The 19,878-nt window shown below is 55.0% G+C and carries 16 protein-coding genes and 3 tRNA genes; 17 read left to right on the forward strand and 2 right to left on the reverse strand.

The annotated features are described in order from the left end of the window. Window positions 1–7: 7 nt before the first annotated feature. Entirely contained in the window at window positions 8–1,048 is a 1,041-nt protein-coding gene (locus JMJ95_RS02910; protein ID WP_290682402.1) for an aminotransferase class I/II-fold pyridoxal phosphate-dependent enzyme, read from the reverse strand. Window positions 1,049–1,501: 453 nt separating this feature from the next. Between JMJ95_RS02910 and JMJ95_RS02915 the strand changes: the two genes are divergently transcribed. The 9 genes from JMJ95_RS02915 (at window position 1,502) to rlmB (ending at window position 11,441) form a co-directional block, all read left to right on the forward strand. Further along, window positions 1,502–1,588: transfer RNA gene (locus JMJ95_RS02915), tRNA-Leu, on the forward strand. Window positions 1,589–1,601: 13 nt separating this feature from the next. Then, a tRNA-Met gene (locus JMJ95_RS02920) sits at window positions 1,602–1,678 on the forward strand. A gap of 5 nt (window positions 1,679–1,683) precedes the next feature. Then, window positions 1,684–1,760 (forward strand) — tRNA-Met (locus tag JMJ95_RS02925). A gap of 58 nt (window positions 1,761–1,818) precedes the next feature. Next, complete coding sequence (gene tilS, locus JMJ95_RS02930; RefSeq protein ID WP_290682405.1) at window positions 1,819–3,249, forward strand: tRNA lysidine(34) synthetase TilS; 1,431 nt, start codon at window positions 1,819–1,821, stop codon at window positions 3,247–3,249. Then, the gene (hpt, locus tag JMJ95_RS02935; RefSeq protein WP_290682408.1) at window positions 3,209–3,742 is read left to right on the forward strand and encodes a hypoxanthine phosphoribosyltransferase; all 534 of its coding nucleotides are present in this window, start codon (window positions 3,209–3,211) and stop codon (window positions 3,740–3,742) included. The genes tilS and hpt overlap by 41 nt, the downstream gene beginning before the upstream one ends. Before the next feature lie 54 nt (window positions 3,743–3,796). Next, complete coding sequence (gene ftsH / locus JMJ95_RS02940) at window positions 3,797–5,713, forward strand: ATP-dependent zinc metalloprotease FtsH (RefSeq protein ID WP_290682411.1); 1,917 nt, start codon at window positions 3,797–3,799, stop codon at window positions 5,711–5,713. Between the two features lie 89 nt (window positions 5,714–5,802). Further along, window positions 5,803–7,842 carry an excinuclease ABC subunit UvrB gene (gene uvrB / locus JMJ95_RS02945; protein WP_290682414.1) on the forward strand — a complete coding sequence of 680 codons (2,040 nt, stop codon included), beginning with the start codon at window positions 5,803–5,805 and terminating at the stop codon, window positions 7,840–7,842. After that, window positions 7,781–10,612 (forward strand): excinuclease ABC subunit UvrA, encoded by a 2,832-nt coding sequence (gene uvrA / locus JMJ95_RS02950; protein WP_290682417.1) that lies wholly within the window; start codon window positions 7,781–7,783, stop codon window positions 10,610–10,612. The genes uvrB and uvrA overlap by 62 nt, the downstream gene beginning before the upstream one ends. 1 nt (window position 10,613) lies before the next feature. After that, window positions 10,614–11,441, forward strand: coding sequence for a 23S rRNA (guanosine(2251)-2'-O)-methyltransferase RlmB (gene rlmB, locus JMJ95_RS02955; protein ID WP_290682477.1), 828 nt, complete (start codon window positions 10,614–10,616; stop codon window positions 11,439–11,441). Window positions 11,442–11,536: 95 nt separating this feature from the next. On the opposite strand, the gene JMJ95_RS02960 is transcribed toward rlmB, so the two are convergent. After that, a complete protein-coding gene (locus tag JMJ95_RS02960; protein WP_290682420.1) occupies window positions 11,537–12,511 on the reverse strand; it encodes an ornithine cyclodeaminase family protein in 975 nt (324 codons plus the stop codon). Window positions 12,512–12,923: 412 nt separating this feature from the next. Between JMJ95_RS02960 and JMJ95_RS02965 the strand changes: the two genes are divergently transcribed. The 8 genes from JMJ95_RS02965 to JMJ95_RS03000 are packed head-to-tail and all read left to right on the forward strand — an operon-like array spanning window position 12,924 to window position 19,873. Then, window positions 12,924–13,244 (forward strand): (2Fe-2S)-binding protein, encoded by a 321-nt coding sequence (locus JMJ95_RS02965; protein WP_290682423.1) that lies wholly within the window; start codon window positions 12,924–12,926, stop codon window positions 13,242–13,244. Between the two features lie 10 nt (window positions 13,245–13,254). Continuing rightward, the gene (locus JMJ95_RS02970; RefSeq protein WP_290682425.1) at window positions 13,255–14,364 is read left to right on the forward strand and encodes an FAD-dependent oxidoreductase; all 1,110 of its coding nucleotides are present in this window, start codon (window positions 13,255–13,257) and stop codon (window positions 14,362–14,364) included. Then, window positions 14,357–14,863, forward strand: coding sequence for a 4Fe-4S dicluster domain-containing protein (locus tag JMJ95_RS02975; RefSeq protein ID WP_290682428.1), 507 nt, complete (start codon window positions 14,357–14,359; stop codon window positions 14,861–14,863). Before JMJ95_RS02970 ends, JMJ95_RS02975 begins: the two co-directional genes overlap by 8 nt. Then, window positions 14,860–15,159 (forward strand): (2Fe-2S)-binding protein, encoded by a 300-nt coding sequence (locus JMJ95_RS02980; RefSeq protein WP_290682431.1) that lies wholly within the window; start codon window positions 14,860–14,862, stop codon window positions 15,157–15,159. The genes JMJ95_RS02975 and JMJ95_RS02980 overlap by 4 nt, the downstream gene beginning before the upstream one ends. Then, on the forward strand, window positions 15,156–16,307 hold the full coding sequence (locus JMJ95_RS02985; RefSeq protein WP_290682434.1) for an FAD-binding oxidoreductase: 1,152 nt from the start codon (window positions 15,156–15,158) through the stop codon (window positions 16,305–16,307). Before JMJ95_RS02980 ends, JMJ95_RS02985 begins: the two co-directional genes overlap by 4 nt. Before the next feature lie 21 nt (window positions 16,308–16,328). After that, window positions 16,329–16,724, forward strand: a complete 396-nt coding sequence (locus JMJ95_RS02990) for a 4Fe-4S binding protein (protein WP_290682437.1) — start codon at window positions 16,329–16,331, stop codon at window positions 16,722–16,724. Between the two features lie 6 nt (window positions 16,725–16,730). Further along, window positions 16,731–18,911 carry an aldehyde ferredoxin oxidoreductase family protein gene (locus JMJ95_RS02995; RefSeq protein ID WP_290682440.1) on the forward strand — a complete coding sequence of 727 codons (2,181 nt, stop codon included), beginning with the start codon at window positions 16,731–16,733 and terminating at the stop codon, window positions 18,909–18,911. A 38-nt stretch (window positions 18,912–18,949) separates the two neighbouring features. Further along, complete coding sequence (locus JMJ95_RS03000; protein WP_290682443.1) at window positions 18,950–19,873, forward strand: glycyl-radical enzyme activating protein; 924 nt, start codon at window positions 18,950–18,952, stop codon at window positions 19,871–19,873. Window positions 19,874–19,878 lie beyond the last annotated feature (5 nt).

The following is a 19,878-nucleotide window of genomic DNA, read 5'->3' on the forward strand; positions in this document are numbered from 1 at the left end:
CACCTCCTCAGCTTCCAAACCGGTCCGGATTTTTTTCCAGTGACGAGAAAAAACGAAGAACTTCAGCCATTTCATCTTCTGTTCCGATCGTCAGCCTGATCCAGCATCGCCGATCTCTTGTTTCCGGTGTCAGATCAAGGAACTTGAAACAAAAATAACCGTCCGCAGCGGAACGGACTTCACCTTCCGAAAAAGGTACCCTCAGCAGAAGGAAATTTCCGTCGCTCCCGAAGGCCTTCCATCCTTCAATGGTATTGACGCCTTGGTGGACTGCTTCCCTCAATCTTCTTACCCTTTCGGCGGAGAAAGCAGGGAATTCAGGATGTGCCAGGACTACCCCCGCCGCAGCTTCCGAAAAAATACCGACATTGAAGGGGCTTCTGGTCTCTTCGAGAGCGGCTGCGGCACGAGTCCCGCAGTATGCCCATCCGAAACGCACTCCGGCCATTCCCCATGCCTTTGAGAGGGTTTTCAGAATGACGACGTTGTCTGGAACCCGCTTTCCGCGGAGCCCGGCCAGAAATGTGGTATCCGCAAATTCTCCGTAGGCTTCATCAATCACCACGAGCGATTCACTTCGGGCAATTACTTCTTCGATAAAAGAAGCAGGCAGGCTTTTTCCTGTGGGGTTGTTCGGCGTATCGAGCAGCACAAGGGCCGGCTTTTCTTTTTCGATCGCTTTAATAAAGTCCTGGACGGGAAAAAGAGGATCATCCCCCTCAAGGTTGACGGGGAAAGTAATGTGCCTCGCCTCTGCGAGCCGCGACAGTCTGTAATATTCGGAGAAAGTGGGAGAAAACGTCAAAACCGGGTCGCCCGGCCGTACAAAGCGGGAAAAGACCATCCAGAGGATTTCATCGCCGCCGTTGCCGGTCACCACTGATTCATCTGAGAGACCGGCTATATCAGCAAGCTGCCGCTTCAGTAAAGGATATTCCGGGTCAGGATACCTGTTGAACAGAAGTCCGGAAATCTTTTCCAAAACAGCATCCCTGATTTCCTCCGGCGTTTGGAAAGGATTTTCATTTTTGTCCAGATATAGGGGCATAATGCTGTCTCCTAAAGTAAGTGTTGAAAACTTTATCATATTACATTGTGCATTTTCTAAAGTTTTTCGCAGTCTACCATGGTGGCGCGTCAATGTCAATCTTACAGGAAGGCCCTAAATCCGCACATCGCCGGGGAGCCTCACCGGGGAACGCTTGGGCGGGGGGGCAGATTGTCACCTTTGACAACTGCCCAGGCGAGTCCCGCGGCTCCCTGCGTTCTGGGCGTTCCCTCCCCGCAGGGGGATTCCTCCGCAAAGAGCGCGGAGCGAGATCTCCTCGCCCCTGAGGAGGGCGAATTCACCTTATGTCCGGCGGCACTCCCTCTGCCTGAAAAGCCTGCGGATTCAGGAAGGCCTGTCCCGTTTCAGGTATGATATTATCACTGTCTCGTAACAAAAAAACTTACCTGCTTGACGAAACAAGGGAGGGTGCACTATAATGCCCTAGTGCTGGCCGGGCTGGCGGAATTGGTAGACGCACGGGACTTAAAATCCTGTGGACGAAGGTCCGTGCGGGTTCGAGTCCCGCGTCCGGCACCAGGAAGAAAATGATCGCGGGGTGGAGCAGTCAGGAAGCTCGTCGGGCTCATAACCCGAAGGTCGCAGGTTCGAATCCTGCCCCCGCAACCAATTTCGGCGGTGTAGCTCAGATGGCTAGAGCATGCGGTTCATACCCGCAGTGTCACTGGTTCGATTCCAGTCACCGCCACCAATTGAGAAAACCATGAAGGCGGAGACTATTCTCCGCCTTTTTCTTTTCTGGAGGTGTCATGGGAAAGATGGAGAAAGCCCCCAGTCCCGATATTCCATTCGATTATTCTCTTTCCCGTCTTGAAAAAGAATTCCTCAAAACAGGCGACTCTCAGGGATGGACACAGACAAACGCCCCCATACTGCTGGCCGTTTCGGGCGGAAGCGATTCTATGGCAATGCTCTGGCTCTTTTCCATGTTCCGCGGAAGGAACCTGATCGTTGCCCATCTCGACCATGGAATCCGCGGTGAGGAAGGAAAGAGCGACGCGTCATTTGTCGCTTCCATGGCAGCCCGGTTCGGGGTCAGACACATCTGCCAATCCATTCCTGTTCCAGCTCTCCTCCAAAAAGGAGAATCCCTCGAAGACGGCGCACGAAGGATCAGGTACCGTTTCCTGGAAGAAACGGCAAAGGCGGAGGGCGCTTGGGGCATAGGAGTTGCCCATACGAGCGACGACTCGGCGGAAACATTTCTGCACAACCTGCTCCGCGGTTCGGGCGTCCGGGGACTTTCCGGAATTCCCGAGAAACGGGGCCTCATTTTCCGCCCTCTCCTGAAATATTCCAGAGAATTTCTCCGGGAGCTTCTCCGCCTCTACGGCATACCATGGAGAGAGGACTCCACCAACGAGGATACGTCCTACCTGAGAAACAAAATCAGAAACGTGCTCATTCCTCTTGTTGAAAGAGAAATAAACAGTTCCGCCCGGAAGCATATCCTGGGAACTGCAGGAGATCTTGCGTTCTTCCGCCGGCAGGAGGAGAAGATCCAGGGTTCTCTTCTCAGGCTCGCTTCCGTATCGCTGCCCTTTTGTTCCTATGCATGTTCGCTCCCGTTCCTGAGACGTCTTGACGGGGATACAACGGCCCTTTTCCTCCGCGGCGCGGGAAGGACCCTTGGACTGAAAACCCTCTCAAGGGAAAGAACCGAAAAACTTGCAGAGCTTCTCAGAAAGGATAATCCCTGGTGTTTTCAGTGGCAGAGCAGCATGTATGTTTTCAGCAGTTTCCCCTTTGTTACCTGGGTCGACCCTGTTATACTTAACCGGGTGGATCCTCCCGGAATTTCTGTGCCCATGGAAGGGATCCAAGGCACTTTTGAATGGAATAACTGGCAGTTTTCCTGGAAAAGGGAAAAATCGGCCGATGCTTCTGCCGGATGGATGCAGGCTGTTTTTCCCTGCACCGGCGATATAAAGATTTTTTCCCTTTCGGAACTGGAGAAACATCGGGACATCTGGGCGCCCCAGTGGGGACGGCATATTTTCCCGGTGCTCCGCTCCGGTTCCTTCGAATGGGTTCCTTTCTGGGGGAAGCGTACAGCCCCGGGGGTAGCCCGTTCCGGGAATGAGGTCGTTCGAATTCAGGCAAAAATTATTCCTTTTACCACTGAAAAGGGGAAAGACGATGGATTACAGGGTTTCGGATATTCTGATTCCGAAAGATGAAATTGAAAAAAGAGTCGCCGATCTGGGCAAACAGATAGCCAGGGATTATGAGGGGCAGGCACTCGTTGTTGTCGGTATCCTGAAGGGAGCGGTCGTGTTCATGGCCGACCTCGTCAGGAACATACCCTCGTCGGTGAACCTTTCCCTTGATTTCATGGCGGTCTCCTCCTACGGTGATTCCACAAAAACCAGCGGAATCGTCCGGATTGTCAAAGACCTGGACAGCAGCATCAAAGACAAAAACGTCCTCATTGTCGAGGATATAGTTGACACCGGACTCACTCTGTCATATCTTGTCAAACTGATGCATGAAAGGCAGCCCGAAAGCGTCAGGGTCTGCGCCCTTCTCGACAAGGAGGAACGGCGGAAGGTCCACGTGAATGTGGATTACAGGGGATTTTCAATCCCCGATAAATTTGTTGTTGGCTACGGCCTTGATTACGCGGGCAAATGGAGGAATCTCCCCTCGGTTCATGTTGTCGAGGTTTCGTGAGAATCGAGATCAGCATTATAAAAATATCTACAATAGTCAGGAGGCGGCGATAATTTGGGCCGATTGGTAAAAAATCTCGGGTTGTATCTCATTCTTATTGTGCTCGTTGTGAGCCTTGTGAACGTTTTTCTTTCTCCCGCCCAGGGTCCCCAGCAAATTCAGGAGATCGGGTACAGCACATTTCTTTCGGAAGTCTCCTCGGGGAGAATCACAGCTGTCACCATACGGGAAAATTCCCTCAAGGGCAAGTTCACCGACGGAAGAGAATTCGTTACCTACGTGGTCGGTATTGAAGACTTGGCAAAGGAAGTCGCCCAGAAGGGAGTGAACGTGGAGGTGGAGCCTCCGCAGAAAACTCCCTGGTGGGCCAACATGCTTTCCTCGCTGTTCCCGACGCTGCTGCTCATCGGAGTCTGGGTCTTCTTCCTCTACAACATGCAGGGCGGCGGCGGCAAGGTAATGAACTTCGCGAAGAGCAAGGCCAAACTCTTTCTCGACAACCGCCCAAAGGTCACGTTCAAGGATGTCGCCGGCTGCGAGGAATCGAAGGAAGAGCTCTCCGAGGTCGTGTACTATCTGAAGGATCCAAGCAGGTTCACAGCCCTCGGAGCAAAGGTGCCCAAGGGCATCTTGCTCCTTGGACCCCCGGGAACGGGAAAAACCCTTCTTGCCAGGGCTGCGGCCGGAGAGGCTGATGTTCCCTTCTTCAGCGTCAGCGGTTCGGACTTCGTCGAGATGTTCGTCGGTGTCGGCGCAGCAAGGGTTCGGGATCTCTTTGAACAGGCTCGAAAATATCAGCCGTGCATTATATTCATCGATGAGATGGACGCTGTCGGAAGGCAACGGGGTGCGGGCCTCGGGGGAGGCCACGACGAACGGGAACAGACACTGAACCAGCTTCTTGTCGAACTTGACGGGTTCGACGAATCGACCGGTATCATCCTCATTGCGGCCACGAACAGACCCGATATTCTCGACCCGGCACTTCTCCGTCCGGGAAGGTTCGACCGCCATATCATCGTAGACCGGCCGGATGTCAAGGGACGGGAGGCTATTCTGGAGGTTCATGTCCGGGGAAAGAAACTCGCTCCCGACGTGAATCTTGAAGTCCTTGCCCGCCGGACACCCGGTTTCGTAGGGGCCGACCTTGCCAACCTTGTGAACGAGGCAGCACTGCTTTCGGCAAGGAACGGAGAAAAAGAAATCTCCATGAAGAACTTCGAGGAAGGGATCGACAGGGTCATCGCGGGACCTGAACGCAAGAGTCGCCTCGTGAGCGAAAAAGAAAAGAGGATCATCGCGTACCATGAGACCGGGCATGCCCTTGTTGCAGGACTGATACCGTCCTGCGACCCGGTGCACAAGATTTCCATCATTCCGAGAGGACAAATGGCTCTCGGCTACACGCTTCAGCTGCCTGAGGAGGATCGTTTTCTCATGTCTCGTTCCGAACTGCTTGACAAGATCTGCGTTCTTCTCGGCGGAAGAGTAGCCGAAGAGATCCAGTTCGGGGACGTCACCACAGGTGCCAGCAACGACCTGGAACGGGCTACCCAGATTGCCAGGCAGATGGTCACCGAATTCGGAATGAGTGAAAAGCTTGGTCTCGTCAAGCTGGGCCACAAGCACCAGGAAGTGTTCCTCGGCAGAGATATCGGAGAGGACCGGAATTACAGCGACGAAGTGGCCTATTCGATAGACCAGGAAGTGAAAAAGATCATCGATTCGTGCTATGGCAGAGTTCATCACCTTCTTGTGGAAAATGCCGACGAGATGGCGAATGTAGCCCGGGTTCTTCTCGAAAAGGAAGTCATCGAGGGGAAGGAACTTGCACGTCTGCTCGGCCTGGAAGAGAAAGAGGAGAAAACCGGTTCCCCGGCGGAAGGGGCAGAAAAAACCACACTGTCTCCGGAAGAAACCGCCGAAGACAGCCGAAGCCCGAACATCCTTGGAGAAGCTCCTGCGGATTAGTTTCGGCAAGGAGGGGAAAAAGAGGAGCCGGGATTTTTCCCGGTTCCCTTTTTCTTTTTCGGAGCAACGGGAAGGAGGGGTGGAAAGTAATGAGAACTGAAGACCGGAAATTCCACCTGGTTTCGGAATGGCCGCCTTCCGGCGACCAGCCTGAAGCCATACGCCGGCTTTCTGCCGGCATCTCGGAAAACCGGCGTTTCCAGACTCTTCTCGGGGTGACCGGAAGCGGAAAGACCTTTACGATTGCCAACGTGATCGCCGAAGCAGGCAGGCCCGTTCTCGTGCTCGCCCACAACAAAACCCTCGCGGCACAGCTTTACAGTGAATTCAAGGGATTTTTCCCTTACAATGCCGTGCATTATTTTGTCAGCTATTACGACTATTACCAGCCTGAGGCCTATGTTCCCGCAACGGATACCTATATAGAAAAAGACGCGTCGGTCAACGACAGAATTGAACGGCTTCGACTCGCTGCAACCAAGGCGCTGATAGAACGGCGGGACGTCATTGTCGTTGCCAGCGTATCCTGCATCTATGGTCTCGGACGAAAGGAGACCTACGAAAAGATCATTTTTCCTTTCTCGGTGGGCGATCGGTGGGAACGGCGGGTGTTCATGGAAAAGCTGCTGGAAAACTACTACGAAAGAAACGATTTGGTGGTGGAACAGGGTAGTTTCCGAGCCAGGGGAGACATAATCGAAATTTTTCCCGCCTATGGGGAGACAGCCCTCCGGATATGTTTTTTCGACGACGAAATAGAAAAAATAGATGAGTTCGATCCCGTTTCGGGAAAGGTAAAAGAAAACCTTGACCATGCTTCAATTTTTCCCGCCCAGCATTATGTTACAGACAGAGATGCCATAGACCGGTCCATCGAGCCCATTCGGGCTGAAATGGAGGACCAGGCAGCGGCATTCGAACGACAGGGGAAGTTTCTTGAAGCCCAACGCATCAGAATGAGAACCCAGTACGACATGGAAATGCTTATGGAAACGGGATACTGCTCTGGAATAGAGAATTATTCGAGATATCTCGACGGAAGGAATCCGGGAGAACCGCCGGGAACACTGCTCGACTTCTTCCCCGCCGACTTTCTCCTTGTCGTGGATGAATCCCACATTACCCTTCCCCAGGTCAGAGGAATGTTCAACGGTGACCGTGCCCGGAAGCTGACCCTGGTGGAAAACGGCTTTCGGCTTCCTTCCTGTCTCGACAACAGGCCCCTGGAATGGGCGGAATTCGAGAAATACATGAAGCAGGCCGTTTTCGTAACAGCGACCCCAGGAGACTACGAGTTCCGGGTTTCCGAGAGAGTGGTGGAGCAGCTCATCCGCCCCACCGGCGTCCTCGACCCTGAAGTGGAGATCCTCCCCGCGAGCGGGCAGGTGGACGACCTCATCGGACGGCTCAGGGAAATCACCTCAAGAGGTGAAAGAGCACTGATAACCACCCTGACGAAAAAATCATCGGAAGACCTTGCGGAGTATCTTGCCGACCTCCAGTTCAAGGTAAAGTACATTCACTCGGAGCTTAACACCTTCGAAAGGGCGGAACTCATTCGGGATCTCAGGAACGGCGAAATTTCGGTCCTTGTGGGAATCAATCTTCTCCGGGAGGGAATGGATCTTCCGGAGGTGTCCCTTGTGGCCATTCTCGATGCCGACAGGGAAGGTTTTCTCCGCTCAGAGCGCTCACTCATCCAGATGATGGGCAGGGCAGCGAGGAATACGGCGGGAAAGGTTATACTCTACGCTGACGAAATCACCGACAGTATACGAAACGCCACCGCAGAGACCGCGCGGAGACGGGCACTGCAGATGAAGTACAATGAAGACCATGGAATAACGCCGGCTTCGATCAGAAAAGACGTCATTTCGCTTCTGCCCGAAGAGCTCATGGCCGACGCAGATTCAGGATATCTACGGAAAAGAGAAAAGGATACCCTGGAAGGGATTTCTCCTGCAGAACTTGAAAAGATGATGTGGCAGGCCGTGGAACGGCTTGATTTCGAGAAGGCGGCCCGTCTCAGGGACACGCTCGCTTCTCTGGAAGGGAAGGAATTGAACCGTGTTGCAATGGATTCAAATCAAAGGAGCAAGAGAACACAATCTAAAAAACATCGACGTTGATATCCCGAAAAACAAGCTCGTGATCATCACGGGCCCTTCGGGATCAGGTAAGTCGTCCCTCGCTTTCGATACTCTCTACGCCGAGGGTCAGCGAAGATATGTAGAATCTCTTTCCGTCTACGCAAGACAGTTTCTTGGTGTCCAGAACAAACCGGACGTGGATGACATTTCGGGGCTCTCCCCGGCAATATCCATTGAACAGAAGGGCGTATCCCACAATCCTCGCTCCATCGTCGGAACCGTCACGGAAATATATGACTTTTTCCGTTTGATTTTCGCCAGGGTGGGCAAGCCCCATTGCCCCTCCTGCGGGAAGGAAGTCATGCGTTATTCCCTCGATGAAATAGTGGACATCATCTTCCGCAGTTTCCCCGGGGAGAGGCTGGAAATTCTCGCGCCCCTGGTGAGGGGTAAAAAGGGAGAATACAGGAACCTGCTTTCCCAGACTCGTGACAAGGGCTTCCTCCGTGTCCGGATTGACGGGGCCGCTCTATGGCTGGAAGAAGAAATATCCCTGGAAAAGAACAAACGCCACACCATAGAGGTCATCGTCGACAGGCTTAGGGTCCAGGAAGACAGGCGGGGCAGAATTGCCGAAGCAGTGGAGAACGCACTCTCCCTCAGTGGAGGCTACGTGGTGGCAGTCCCTGAAAAGGGAGATGAAAAACTGCTCACGGAGAATTTTACCTGTCCCTCGTGCGATATTTCTCTACCCGAGATAGAACCCAGGCTTTTTTCTTTCAACAATCCGTACGGAGCCTGCCCGGACTGTTCCGGTATAGGCAGCCACCAGTTTTTTTCGGAAGAGCTTGCCATCGATCCTGAAAGGTCCCTGGCCGAAGGGGCCGTTCTTCCGTGGAAAAAAAAGCACTACATGCTGACAAAACTGGAAAAGTTCGCTGCAAAAAAAGGATGGGATCTCTCCGGATCCTATGGAAAGCTCCCCGGGAATATTAAAGAGTTTATTCTCAGAGGATCGGATGAACGAATCCCCTTGATGTTCCGGGACGGCGGGGGGGAGAGAGCCTACATGGGACGATATGAAGGTCTCCTGCCATGGCTCGATGCCCGGTGGAAGGAAACGGAATCGGAGGCCGTCCTCGAAGAACTTGCTACGTACCGGGCGGATGATGAATGCAAGACCTGCGGAGGTCTGAGGCTCAAACCGGAAGCGTTGAGCGTGAAAGTCGGTGACTACGGCATAGGGGACTTTGTTTCCATGCCCATCGATGAATTGTGTCTCGTCCTAGAAAACATCTCCTTTACCTCCGGTGATGAACATATCGTGCACCAGGTTCTTCTCGAGACGAGAAAACGTCTTCATTTTCTTACCGACGTGGGAGTGGGGTATCTCTCCCTTATACGGAGAGCCGATACCCTCAGCGGGGGAGAGAGCCAGAGAATCAGGCTCGCCACCCAGATCGGATCGAAACTGAGCGGTGTCCTGTACGTGCTGGACGAACCTACCATCGGCCTTCATTCACGGGATACCGAAAAGCTCGTCAGGACCCTGGAGTCGATCCGCGACCTCGGAAACACCGTCGTGGTGGTTGAACATGACAGGGAAACCATGATGGCTGCGGACTCGATCATCGAGATGGGTCCGGGGGCCGGCGACGGTGGAGGAAATATCGTTTTTGCCGGGGAGTACGAGGAGGCATTCCGGTCACCCTTCCTCACCGGCCCCTACCTGCGGGGAGAAAGCAACGGTATCGTCAGGCCGAAGGAGAGAAGGAGGCCCAAAGGGACCCTGACCGTAAAAGGAGCCCGGCACAACAATCTGAAGGGCATCGACGTGGAGTTTCCCACGGGGCTCTTCATCACCGTGACAGGTGTTTCAGGTTCGGGGAAGAGCAGCCTTATCCATGACGTACTCTACAAGGGTATGAGGAGGCACCTGGACAGGGATTTCCGGGAACGGGCGGGAAACCATAAAAGCATTGACGGATGGGAAAATTTCAGAAACATCATCCTCGTCGACCAGAGCCCCATTGGGAGGACTCCGAGGTCGAATCCCGCCACCTACACGGGACTGTTTACTCTTATCCGGGAGCTGTTTACGGAGCTCCCCGAAGCGAAACTGAGGGGATATCTTCCCGGCAGGTTCAGCTTCAATGTAAGGGGAGGGCGGTGCGAAGCGTGCGGCGGCGGAGGCTCCACCAAGGTTTCCATGCTGTTTCTTCCAGACGTGTACGTTCCCTGCGAGGTCTGCGGGGGTAAACGATACAACAGGGAAACCCTCGAGGTGAAGTTCAAGGGGAAATCCATATCCGACGTTCTGGACATGACGGTGGACGAGGCCCTGCAGTTCTTCAGGGACATACCGAGAATCGCCTCCAAGCTGGGCCTCATTGCCGAAGCGGGGCTCGGATATATAAGGCTCGGTCAGTCGGCCCTCACCCTCAGCGGAGGGGAGGCGCAGAGAGTGAAGCTGTCAAAGGAGCTGAGCAAGAAATTCTCGGGTCCCACCCTGTACCTTCTGGATGAACCGACCACGGGCCTTTACTACACCGACGTAGAAAAACTGCTGGTCATCGTGAACAAGATCGTCGACCAGGGAAACACGGTCATCCTCATCGAACACAATCTGGATGTACTGATGTCCGCAGATTATATTATCGACCTCGGCCCGGAGGGAGGAAACGGAGGAGGGCAGCTCGTCGCGGCAGGCACACCGGAAGATCTCATGCACTCTTCCAAAGGATATACGGCCCGGTTTCTCAGGGAGTATTCCGATCAAATCGGCGAAAGGATGAAAAAAAGTGGATAAAATGGAAAGAAAAGAGGGGAAAAGACCCCCCCGCAGGAGGATCGGAAAAGAAACCGGCTCCGCTGAACCCCGTTTTGAAAAAAAGAGGAGCGAAGACCTCAACTGGGGGAGGCAGGTCGTACTCCAGCTGTTAAAAGAGTCCCCCGACAAGGTTCAAAAAATCTTCCTCGGGAAAAATGTGAGCGACTCTTTTTCCCGGCAGGTAAAATCCCTGGCGGAAAAAGGCGGGGTAGTGGTCCAGGTTGTTGCGCCCGAGATTCTTTCCGAAATCTGCGGCCCTGTAAACCACCAGGGTGTCGCCTGCAGGAGCAGCGAGGTATCCATGGCCGACCTCGGTGATTTTCTCTCAACACTCCCGTCCGGCGGCCCCCTTCTCGTGGTAGTTCTTGACCACGTCCAGGATCCGCACAACCTCGGCGCAGTGGCCCGCACAGCGGAAGCGTGCGGTGCAAAAGGAGTTCTCTTTCCCAAGCGCAGGGGAGCCCTCCCCGGAGGTACGGTGGTCAAGGTGAGCGCGGGTGCCGCACTGCGCCTTCCCATGGTGGGGGTAAACAATGTCGCCCAGACGGTAAAAGAACTCCAGGAGGCCGGCTTCTGGACCATTGGGCTTGACAACAGGACCGGGCGTTCCCTCTGGTCTGAGCCCATGCCGGAAAGAACAGCCCTTATCGTCGGGGCCGAGGGTGAAGGCCTGTCCAGGCTTGTCTCGGAAACGTGCGACGAAATCGTCCGAATACCTCTTTCGGGTGAAATAGGCTCTTTGAACGCAAGTGTTGCCTGCGCCGTAGGAATGTTTGAATGGGCCAGGAAATGGGGCCCCGGTGACTGAGAAAATCCTTCGTTGCCGCCTCGGCCGCTGAACTCATCGATCCGGGGAACGTCCGCCCGTGAACAGGCGGACGTTCCCCGGATATTCGGCAGGGTCTACAGATCAAATTCGATTCCGTTTCCTGTCATTTTTCCTTTCTCCAGCAGAGTTTTCGCAGCGTAAAGATCGAACACCGAAAGTCCGACGGATTTGAAGAAAACAGTACCGCCGGAATCCGCTCTCTGCTCCTCAAAAAAAAGATCCGAAAGGGGACGGATGATTTCTCTGGAAATTAAACCCCTGGATAGAGGGCCTATGAGATCTCCCGTTTCGGAAAGGGCATGTTCTGTATCCACGTAAACCTGCCTCGCTTCTGCGAAAAGGGCATCGGGGTATTCCCTTGTTTCGGGAGTATAGGAACCGATACCAATGATGCACTTCCCTCCCGAAAAGAGACGCCTGTCATCAGGAAAAATCGGCTGTTTCGCTGTTGTCGCTGTAATGATCACATCGGAAGAAAGGGCAAGCTCCGAGGCATCCCGGCACAGGAAAACGGCAATGTCAGGCAGATCTTTCGCGAGCCTCTCAGCAGTCCTTTCCGCGTTCTCCGGAACGGCGTCAAATATTCGGACCTCTGAAAAGGAACGGGCCCCGCAGGCGAAACGGACCTGCCAGTATCCCTGAACACCCGCCCCCGCAAGGCCAAGGGACCGCACATCCTTTCGGGCAAGAGCGCGCACTGCGGCGCCTCCCACTGAGCCCGTTCTCAGGGCGGTAAGTGTTCTTCCGTCGAAAAGCGCAAGGGGGGTGCCGTCCGTACCGTCAAAGAGGAGTACCAACCCGTTCAGAAAAGGGCGCGAGAGGGCGGGATTATCGGGAAAGATCGCGAGGGCTTTCAGCCCCCAGAGATCATCGGCAAGGCAGGGCATCAACAGGAGAGAATTCTTTTTCCTGCTGACCGCAGTCCTGAGGGGTACTGTAACGTCTCCGTCCATCGCATGGGCGGCCGCTTTCATCGCCTCTTCGGCGGCATCCATCATCCCGGTAAAACTAAAGCAGGAAAGCATATGCCTGCTGTTCATAAGGAACATTCCGGATCACCTCTTTCTTGAAAACTACTCTCGTGAAGCAGGTTCTATTCTAGTTCAAATTTTTGTACAGAGCAAAAAAATCCTGTCTTCCATTGCAGAAAGGCTCTTTATAAAAAAGCCTTACGAACCGTTTGTGAAAAAGTTGAATGTACCCAAAATTTCAACATATCCTTGACAAATTTGGTTTTCCGGGAAACAATTGAACACACAAAAGCATTCTCCGTCATCCATTTTCTCCGGAGGAGATAGTGCTGCCTATCGTTTCGTGTCCTTCAAAAACAGCCATTCGTGCTCCTGATTCCAGTAATTTTTCAGCAACAGGCCATGTGCCGTGTTATGAAATTGAGGCGTGCTTGGAAGGAGGAAAACAGGCTTGGATGAGAAAAGCAATCCGGGAGGAGGCTGCGGGACCATGGAATTGATCGAGGAACATCCGATCCTTGATTTCCCCAGGGGAGAAAAAGTCCGCTTTTTCTTCGACGGCAGGGAAATGGAAGGATACGAAGGGGAACCCATCGCCATGGCCCTTCATGCGAACGGGATACGGGTCTACCGTGAAACGGCGAAAATGCACAGACCCCGGGGATTTTTCTGCGCCATCGGAAAGTGCAGCAGCTGTTTCATGGTGGTGGACGGGGTTCCGAACGTCAGGACGTGCATCACTCCCCTGAAACCGGACATGAAGGTGGAAACCCAACACGGCAAGGGCTGCGTTCCCGAGACGGCGGAATGAGGATAATGTCATGAAATCTCTCTCGACAGAAATTCTCGTTATCGGCGGAGGAGCGGCGGGCTTGAGCGCGGCGGCGGAAGCGGCGGCGGCAGGGGCGAAGGTTCTGGTGGCGGAAAGCGATCTTCATCTCGGTGGACAGCTCGTAAAACAGACCCATAAATTTTTCGGCAGCAAGGACGAATATGCCGGAACCAGGGGGTTCAAAATCGCTGACATCCTGTTGAGCGAAATCGACTCCTGCAAGGAAAATGTTGAAATCCACACCAATACCACCATCACAGGCTTCTATCCGGAAGACGGAATCTTCACCGCCATGCGCGGTGAAGAAAAATTCTTTCACATCAGCGCGAAAAAAACGATAGTCGCTACCGGCGCCCAGGAACGGCTCATTCCGTTTCCGAACAATGACCTCCCCGGCGTTTACGGTGCGGGAGCCGTTCAGACCCTTATGAACGTTTACGGGGTAGTCCCCGGGAAACGGGTTCTTATGGTCGGAGCGGGCAATATCGGCCTTATCGTAAGTTACCAGCTCATGCAGGCGGGTGTCGAAGTCGCCGCCGTCGTCGAAGCTGCGCCACGGGTGGGCGGCTACTGGGTCCATGCCGCGAAAATACGCCGGATGGGCGTCCCCATCCTTCTGCGTCACTCGATAAAGAAGGCCGTCGGGGACCAGGTCATCACTGGAGCGTACATCACGGCGCTCAACGATCGTTTCGAGCCGGTGGGCGAAGAATCGTACATGGACTGTGACGTCATCTGCATCGCTGTCGGGCTTTCACCGACCACGGAGATTCTCTCCCAGGCAGGATGCGGAATGATGTATGTTCCCCAGTTGTGCGGCCTTGTAGCACGGCGGGACAGGACAATGCGAACCTCAAACCCCGATTTTTTCACCGCAGGTGACGCAAGCGGCATCGAAGAAGCCAGCGCCGCCATGGTCGAAGGAAGAATAGCCGGTCTTTCCGCGGCATCCAGCCTTGGATACCCCACGGAACACGGAAAACTGGATGAATACTGGGGGCGTCTCCAGGCTCTCAGGTCAGGTGAGGCAGGAGCACGGATCTGCCAGGGGCTCGAATGCGTACTTGTAAACAGATGGGAGGATGTATCCAATGGCTGATGATCTTGACCTCTTCAACAGCGGCGTCCTCACCGGGGAACGGGAAGGCGCCGTTCTGCCGGACCGCACGCTCTGGGAATCGAAAAAAGGGGGGGTCGTCCTCGTCGAATGCCCCCAGCGCATTCCCTGCAATCCCTGCCATACCAGCTGTCCGACAGGAGCGATTCGTCCTTTTGCCGACATCAACGACACTCCGAAGGTTGATCATTCGCTGTGCACGGGATGTACCCTCTGCGTAGCATCCTGTCCGGGCCTGGCGTGTTTCGTTATCGATCTCACTTTCTCCGGAGACAAAGCTCTTTTCAAGCTTCCCTACGAGATGCTCCCCCTTCCGGAAAAGGGGCAGAAAGTCTGGTGCCTGAACCGGACGGGAGATTGCATTGCGGAAGGGACAGTAGAAAACGTGACCCAGCCCAAAAAGGACAGGACCTATGTTATTCATGTTTCGGCTCCAAAGGAAGTAGTCGGCGAATTCCGGACAATCAGGGCGGTGAAATGACCATGCAGCAGAAGGAACATCCGGAATCTGAAGAGATTTATGTCTGTCGCTGCGAGGAAGTAACCCTCGAGGAAATCCGCGAGTGGATCGACAGGGGATATGACACCGTAGAAGAACTCAAAAGGGTTCTCCGTGTCGGCATGGGGCCATGCCAGGGCAGAGGCTGCCAGGATATCCTCATGAGAGAGATCGCAAAAAAAACAGGAAAATCAATCACCGAAATAGAACCGGCAACAGTTCGACCTCCCGCAAAACCTGTCAGGATCGGCCTGCTCGCAGAGGAGGGTGAAAAATGACGGAATGGAAGAACACCGCCGATATCGTTGTCATAGGAGGCGGAATAATCGGCGTATCGACAGCCTATTATCTTGCCCTGAACGGCATGAAGAACATCGTTCTCATCGAAAAGGGCACCATCTGCGGCGGCTCCACCGGAAGATGCGGCGCAGGCATACGGGCCCAGTGGGGCACGGAGATGAACTGCCGGCTCGGCATTGCAGCCCTTGATATTTTCGAGCAGCTCGACCAGGAACTTGGAATGTCGGTAGGGCTCAACCAGGGTGGCTACCTGCTCGTGGCCTACAACGAAAAAGAGCTGGAGACCCTTCGGAAAGGGATGGAACTCCAAAATTCCCTTGGGATCAAGTCCAGGCAGATAAATCTGCAGGAAGCCAGGGAAATCTGCCCTGGGCTAGCGGCTGAGGATGCCGTGGGATTCTTCTTCCACGGAAGGGACGGTCATGCCGACCCCTTCCTTACCACCTTCGCTTACCTTGAAGCGGCAAAACGCCTCGGTGTTGTCTGCCACAGGCACACTACCTGCACGGGCATTCTTGTGGAAAACAACGAAGTACGGGGCGTAGAAACCGACAGGGGAACAATCCATGCCCCCGTGGTGATAAACTGTGCCGGCGCTTATGCCCAGTTCATCGCCCGCATGGCAGGAATAGAAATCCCCAACTGGGCGGAGCGGCATGAGATCATGATCACCGAGCCGGTCGCACCGGGGGTCTGTCCCTGCATGCTCATGAGCTTCTCGGGAAATTATTATATCCAGCAGAGGCCTCACGGCTCCATAATATGCGGCATGAGTCCGGCAGGACATCCCGAAGATTTTGAAAACAGGAGCACCTGGCAGTTCATAGAAGAAATGTCGAAAACCCTTGTCAGGCTTCTGCCGCGAACCAAAGGGATCAGGATAGCTCGACAGTGGTCAGGATTGTATGACATGACTCCCGATGCCCAGCCGATCATCGGGGAAACGGACGTAAAAAATTTCTACCACTCGACGGGCTACTCGGGGCACGGCTTCATGCTCGCTCCCGTGGCGGGGAAAATTCTTGCCCAGCACATCGCCGGGAAAACCCCCGACATTGATTTTTCCATGCTCGACTACAGGCGCTTCGCCAGGGGCGAACACATAAGGGAGTCGAATGTCGTATAGTTTCCCAAAGGAGTGTTGACCGTGAAACTGCTGAAGACGTACCTTGACCGGTGCGTACAGTGCGGAGCGTGCATGAGTGCCTGTTCGAAGGCGTGGGCGAAGGAGGACTCCCCGGAGCTCTCCCGCGTCCGGGTAAAGACCGTCACGGGCATGGCGGACATTCGTGTGTGCGACCAGTGCGGCGGATGCATCGCCGTCTGTCCTTCTCTGGCTCTCTCCCGGGACAAAGACGGGGTTGTCCGGATCGACAGGAAGAAGTGCACCTCCTGCCTCATGTGTGTCGGATTCTGCCCCAGTGCCTCCATGTTTTTCTCCGACCGCATCCCGTCGCCCTACAAGTGTGTTGCCTGCGGCATCTGTGTCAGGGTCTGCCCCGAAGGGGCCCTTGAAATCATCGACACCGGGAAGGAGGGCTAGTGTGCCATGGACAAACTTGCCATGAAGCTCCTCGCCGAATGGAGCTACGACCGAGCCCCTCTGCACCGGGGCTACACCCGGAAATACCTCGTCGTCGACCTTGGGGACGGAGACGGGAAGTACAGCCATACCATCCATGACATAGACGAGGACATGATCGACACCTTCACCGGAGGCAGGGGTTTCGGTCTCAAGATTCTCTGGGACGCCGTCAGCCCTGCCGGCCGGTGGGACTCCCCCGAAAACGCCCTTGTCATCTCCGGAGGCCCCATCTGCGGCATCACGCAGTACCCCGGCACCGGCAAGACCTACACTGTTTTCCTCTCGCCCCTCACGGAGCAGACCTACAACAGCAACGCAGGAGGGTACTTCGGTCCTTACCTCAAGGCCTCCGGTTTTGACGCCCTTGCCGTCACCGGCAAGTCTCCGGAGTACGTGGTTGTCTCCATTGACGGTGACGAAGGGAAAGTGCGCGTGTACGCCGCCCCCACGGACGAGCGGAACGCCTACGCCGTCACCGAAGCTCTCCATCAGGCCTTCGCCAAAAACGAAGACGACCTGGTCTCCGTCTCTGTTGTCACGGCCGGCCGGGGAGCCGAGCACAGCTGGTGGGGAGCCCTGAACGTCAGTTTCTACGACCCCCGCAGAAAAGTTGCGCGGCTCAAGCAGGCAGGAAGGGGAGGGGGCGGCACCGTTCTCCGGGACAAGGGGATTCTCGCCCTGGTCGTCCGCAAAAGCGGCTTCACGGGAAGCGAAAACGACCCCGCCGACCTAGCCACCCTGCAGAAAGTCGGCACCAAGCTCCACCGGGAAATTCGGAACAACGACGACGTCCAGAGTCTCATGCGGACCACCGGCACCACGCACCTCAACAAAATCATGAACGACTACGACATTCTGCCCGTCAACAACTACAAATACGGCAGATCGGACGCCATCGGCGCCATCACCCCCGAAGAATACAAGAAACTCTTCACCCAGGGGTACGCCGACGGGTGCTGGTACGGTTGCTCCATGGCCTGCGCCAAGACCGTGGACGGTTTTGAACTCCGCACCGGCCCGGACCGTGGCAAAAAAGTCACCGTGGACGGCCCTGAATACGAAACCGCCGCCGGACTCGGCCCCAACGTCGGAGTCTTCGACCCCCGGTGGACCATAGAAAGCAACTATTACGCCGACCACTACGCCCTTGACACCATCTCGCTGGGCACCGGGCTCGCCTTCGTCTGCGAATGCTACGAACTCGGGCTTATCACCAAAGAACACACCGGCGGACTGGAGCTCCGGTTCGGAGCCGCGGACCAGCTCATGGAACTCATCCACCGCATGGTGGACGGCCGGGACGAATTCGCCCTTGCCGTCGGGAAAGGCATCCGGAAAATGAAAGACATCTTCGCCCGACGGTACGGCGCCGACCGGGCCGTCATGGAGAAAATCGGCATGGAAGGGCAGGGACTAGAAGTCTCCCAGTACCGGTGCCAGGAATCCGTCGCCCAGTGGGGAGGGTACTTCCTCACCCTCAAGGGACCCCAGCACGACGAAGCGTGGGTCATCTTCATGGACATGGTCAACAAGCAGCTTCCCACCTTTGAAGACAAAGCCGAGGCCCTGTTTTACTTCCCCAACTTTCGTCTCTGGTTCTCCCTTGTCGGAGTCTGCAAACTTCCGTGGAACGACGTGGAACCCGAGGACAACCGCATCCGGTACAAAGGCATCGAAGCGGCCAAAGTTCCCGAGCACGTGCAGAACTACCTTGACATCTACGAAGCGGTCACGGGGAAGCCTCTCAGCGAGGAAGACATGATCCTCCAGTCCGAGCGGGTCTACAACTACGAGCGGATCTTCAACTACCGCATGGGGAAGGGGACCAGGAAAGAGCACACCATCCCCGACCGAGCCCTCGGCCCCGTGTTTCCGGACGAATGGAACGTGAGGAAGGACTACTTCGAGAAGAAGCTTGAGGAGGCGGGCATCCGCGGAGACGGTCTCTCCGTGGAGGAGAAGATTGCCCGGCTGCAGGAACACCGTCGTAGAGAATGGGAGAAGCTGGTGGACGCCGTGTACGCCCGGCGCGGCTGGGACAGGAACGGAGTGCCGACGAAAGAGACCGTGGAGCGCCTTGGGCTGGACAGCCCCGAAGTGCTTGAAGTCCTCGAACCTTACTGGAAGTCCGCGGGAAGAGCATGATCCCCACAGAATGGACCGGCCCGGACAGAGGAGAAAAAATGATCAGGGGAATCGTGTTCGATATTAAGCGATATTCCATCCACGACGGACCGGGGATACGAACTACGTTCTTTCTGAAAGGATGTCCTCTTTCCTGCTGGTGGTGCCATAATCCGGAAGGGATGTCCCACCGGCCCATTCTTATCCGTCACCCGAACCGCTGCATCGGCTGCGGCCGCTGTACGGTGTCATGTCCGACGGGTGCCTGGGACAGGACTGCAGACGGACAGCTCAGGCGAGACAAGGGAAAATGCATTCTCTGCGGAAAATGTGCGGAAGTATGTCCTCCCGCTGCAATCGAAATCGCCGGGAGAGAGATGACGCCAGCGGAAGTTGTACTGGAAGCAAAAAAAGACATCCCGTTTTATGACGAATCCGGGGGAGGGGTCACCTTTTCCGGAGGCGAACCCCTCTTTCAGAGCAGTTTCCTTGTCGCCTGCCTCCTGAGGCTGCAGGAGGCAGAGGTACATACGGCCGTGGATACTTCAGGGTACTGTGAAGAAAGCAAAATCCTTGAAGCAGCGGAAATCGCGGATCTTTTCCTTTTCGACATAAAGCACGTTGACCCCAAGAAGCATGAATACTATACTGGCGTAAGCAATTCCATAATTTTGTCTAACCTGGAAAAGCTTGATGAAGTCCTTGTCCGGAGAGGCAGAGGCCGAATAAATATCAGGATGCCCCTCATCCCCGGAATCAACGACGATCCCCATAATCTCGAAGCTGTCGCCGAGCTTTCAGCCTCTCTGAAGACTCTTTCCGGGGTCAACATACTCCCATATCACTCCACAGGCGAAGGGAAATACAGGAACCTCGGGATGGAATACAAAATGGGGAAGTATCTTCCTCCAAGGGAAGACAAGATCGCGGAAGCTCTCGATATATTTCGAAGGCAGGGTATTGAAGCGGTAAAAGGAGGATAACGGGG

This window comes from Aminivibrio sp. (assembly GCF_016756745.1).
In the GTDB taxonomy this organism is placed as follows: Bacteria; Synergistota; Synergistia; order Synergistales; family Aminobacteriaceae; genus Aminivibrio.

Excerpts from the sequence above, each read along its gene's own strand:
- JMJ95_RS02985 (WP_290682434.1), top strand. The coding sequence starts at position 15,156 with ATGACGGAATGGAAGAACACCGCCGATATCGTTGTCATAGGAGGCGGA.
- JMJ95_RS02995 (WP_290682440.1), top strand. The coding sequence starts at position 16,731 with ATGGACAAACTTGCCATGAAGCTCCTCGCCGAATGGAGCTACGACCGA.
- JMJ95_RS02975 (WP_290682428.1), top strand. The coding sequence starts at position 14,357 with ATGGCTGATGATCTTGACCTCTTCAACAGCGGCGTCCTCACCGGGGAA.
- JMJ95_RS02960 (WP_290682420.1), bottom strand. The coding sequence starts at position 12,511 with ATGTTCCTTATGAACAGCAGGCATATGCTTTCCTGCTTTAGTTTTACC.
- JMJ95_RS02910 (WP_290682402.1), bottom strand. The coding sequence starts at position 1,048 with ATGCCCCTATATCTGGACAAAAATGAAAATCCTTTCCAAACGCCGGAG.
- hpt (WP_290682408.1), top strand. The coding sequence starts at position 3,209 with ATGGATTACAGGGTTTCGGATATTCTGATTCCGAAAGATGAAATTGAA.
- JMJ95_RS02980 (WP_290682431.1), top strand. The coding sequence starts at position 14,860 with ATGACCATGCAGCAGAAGGAACATCCGGAATCTGAAGAGATTTATGTC.
- rlmB (WP_290682477.1), top strand. The coding sequence starts at position 10,614 with ATGGAAAGAAAAGAGGGGAAAAGACCCCCCCGCAGGAGGATCGGAAAA.
- JMJ95_RS03000 (WP_290682443.1), top strand. The coding sequence starts at position 18,950 with ATGATCAGGGGAATCGTGTTCGATATTAAGCGATATTCCATCCACGAC.
- JMJ95_RS02965 (WP_290682423.1), top strand. The coding sequence starts at position 12,924 with ATGGAATTGATCGAGGAACATCCGATCCTTGATTTCCCCAGGGGAGAA.
- tilS (WP_290682405.1), top strand. The coding sequence starts at position 1,819 with ATGGGAAAGATGGAGAAAGCCCCCAGTCCCGATATTCCATTCGATTAT.
- JMJ95_RS02970 (WP_290682425.1), top strand. The coding sequence starts at position 13,255 with ATGAAATCTCTCTCGACAGAAATTCTCGTTATCGGCGGAGGAGCGGCG.
- uvrB (WP_290682414.1), top strand. The coding sequence starts at position 5,803 with ATGAGAACTGAAGACCGGAAATTCCACCTGGTTTCGGAATGGCCGCCT.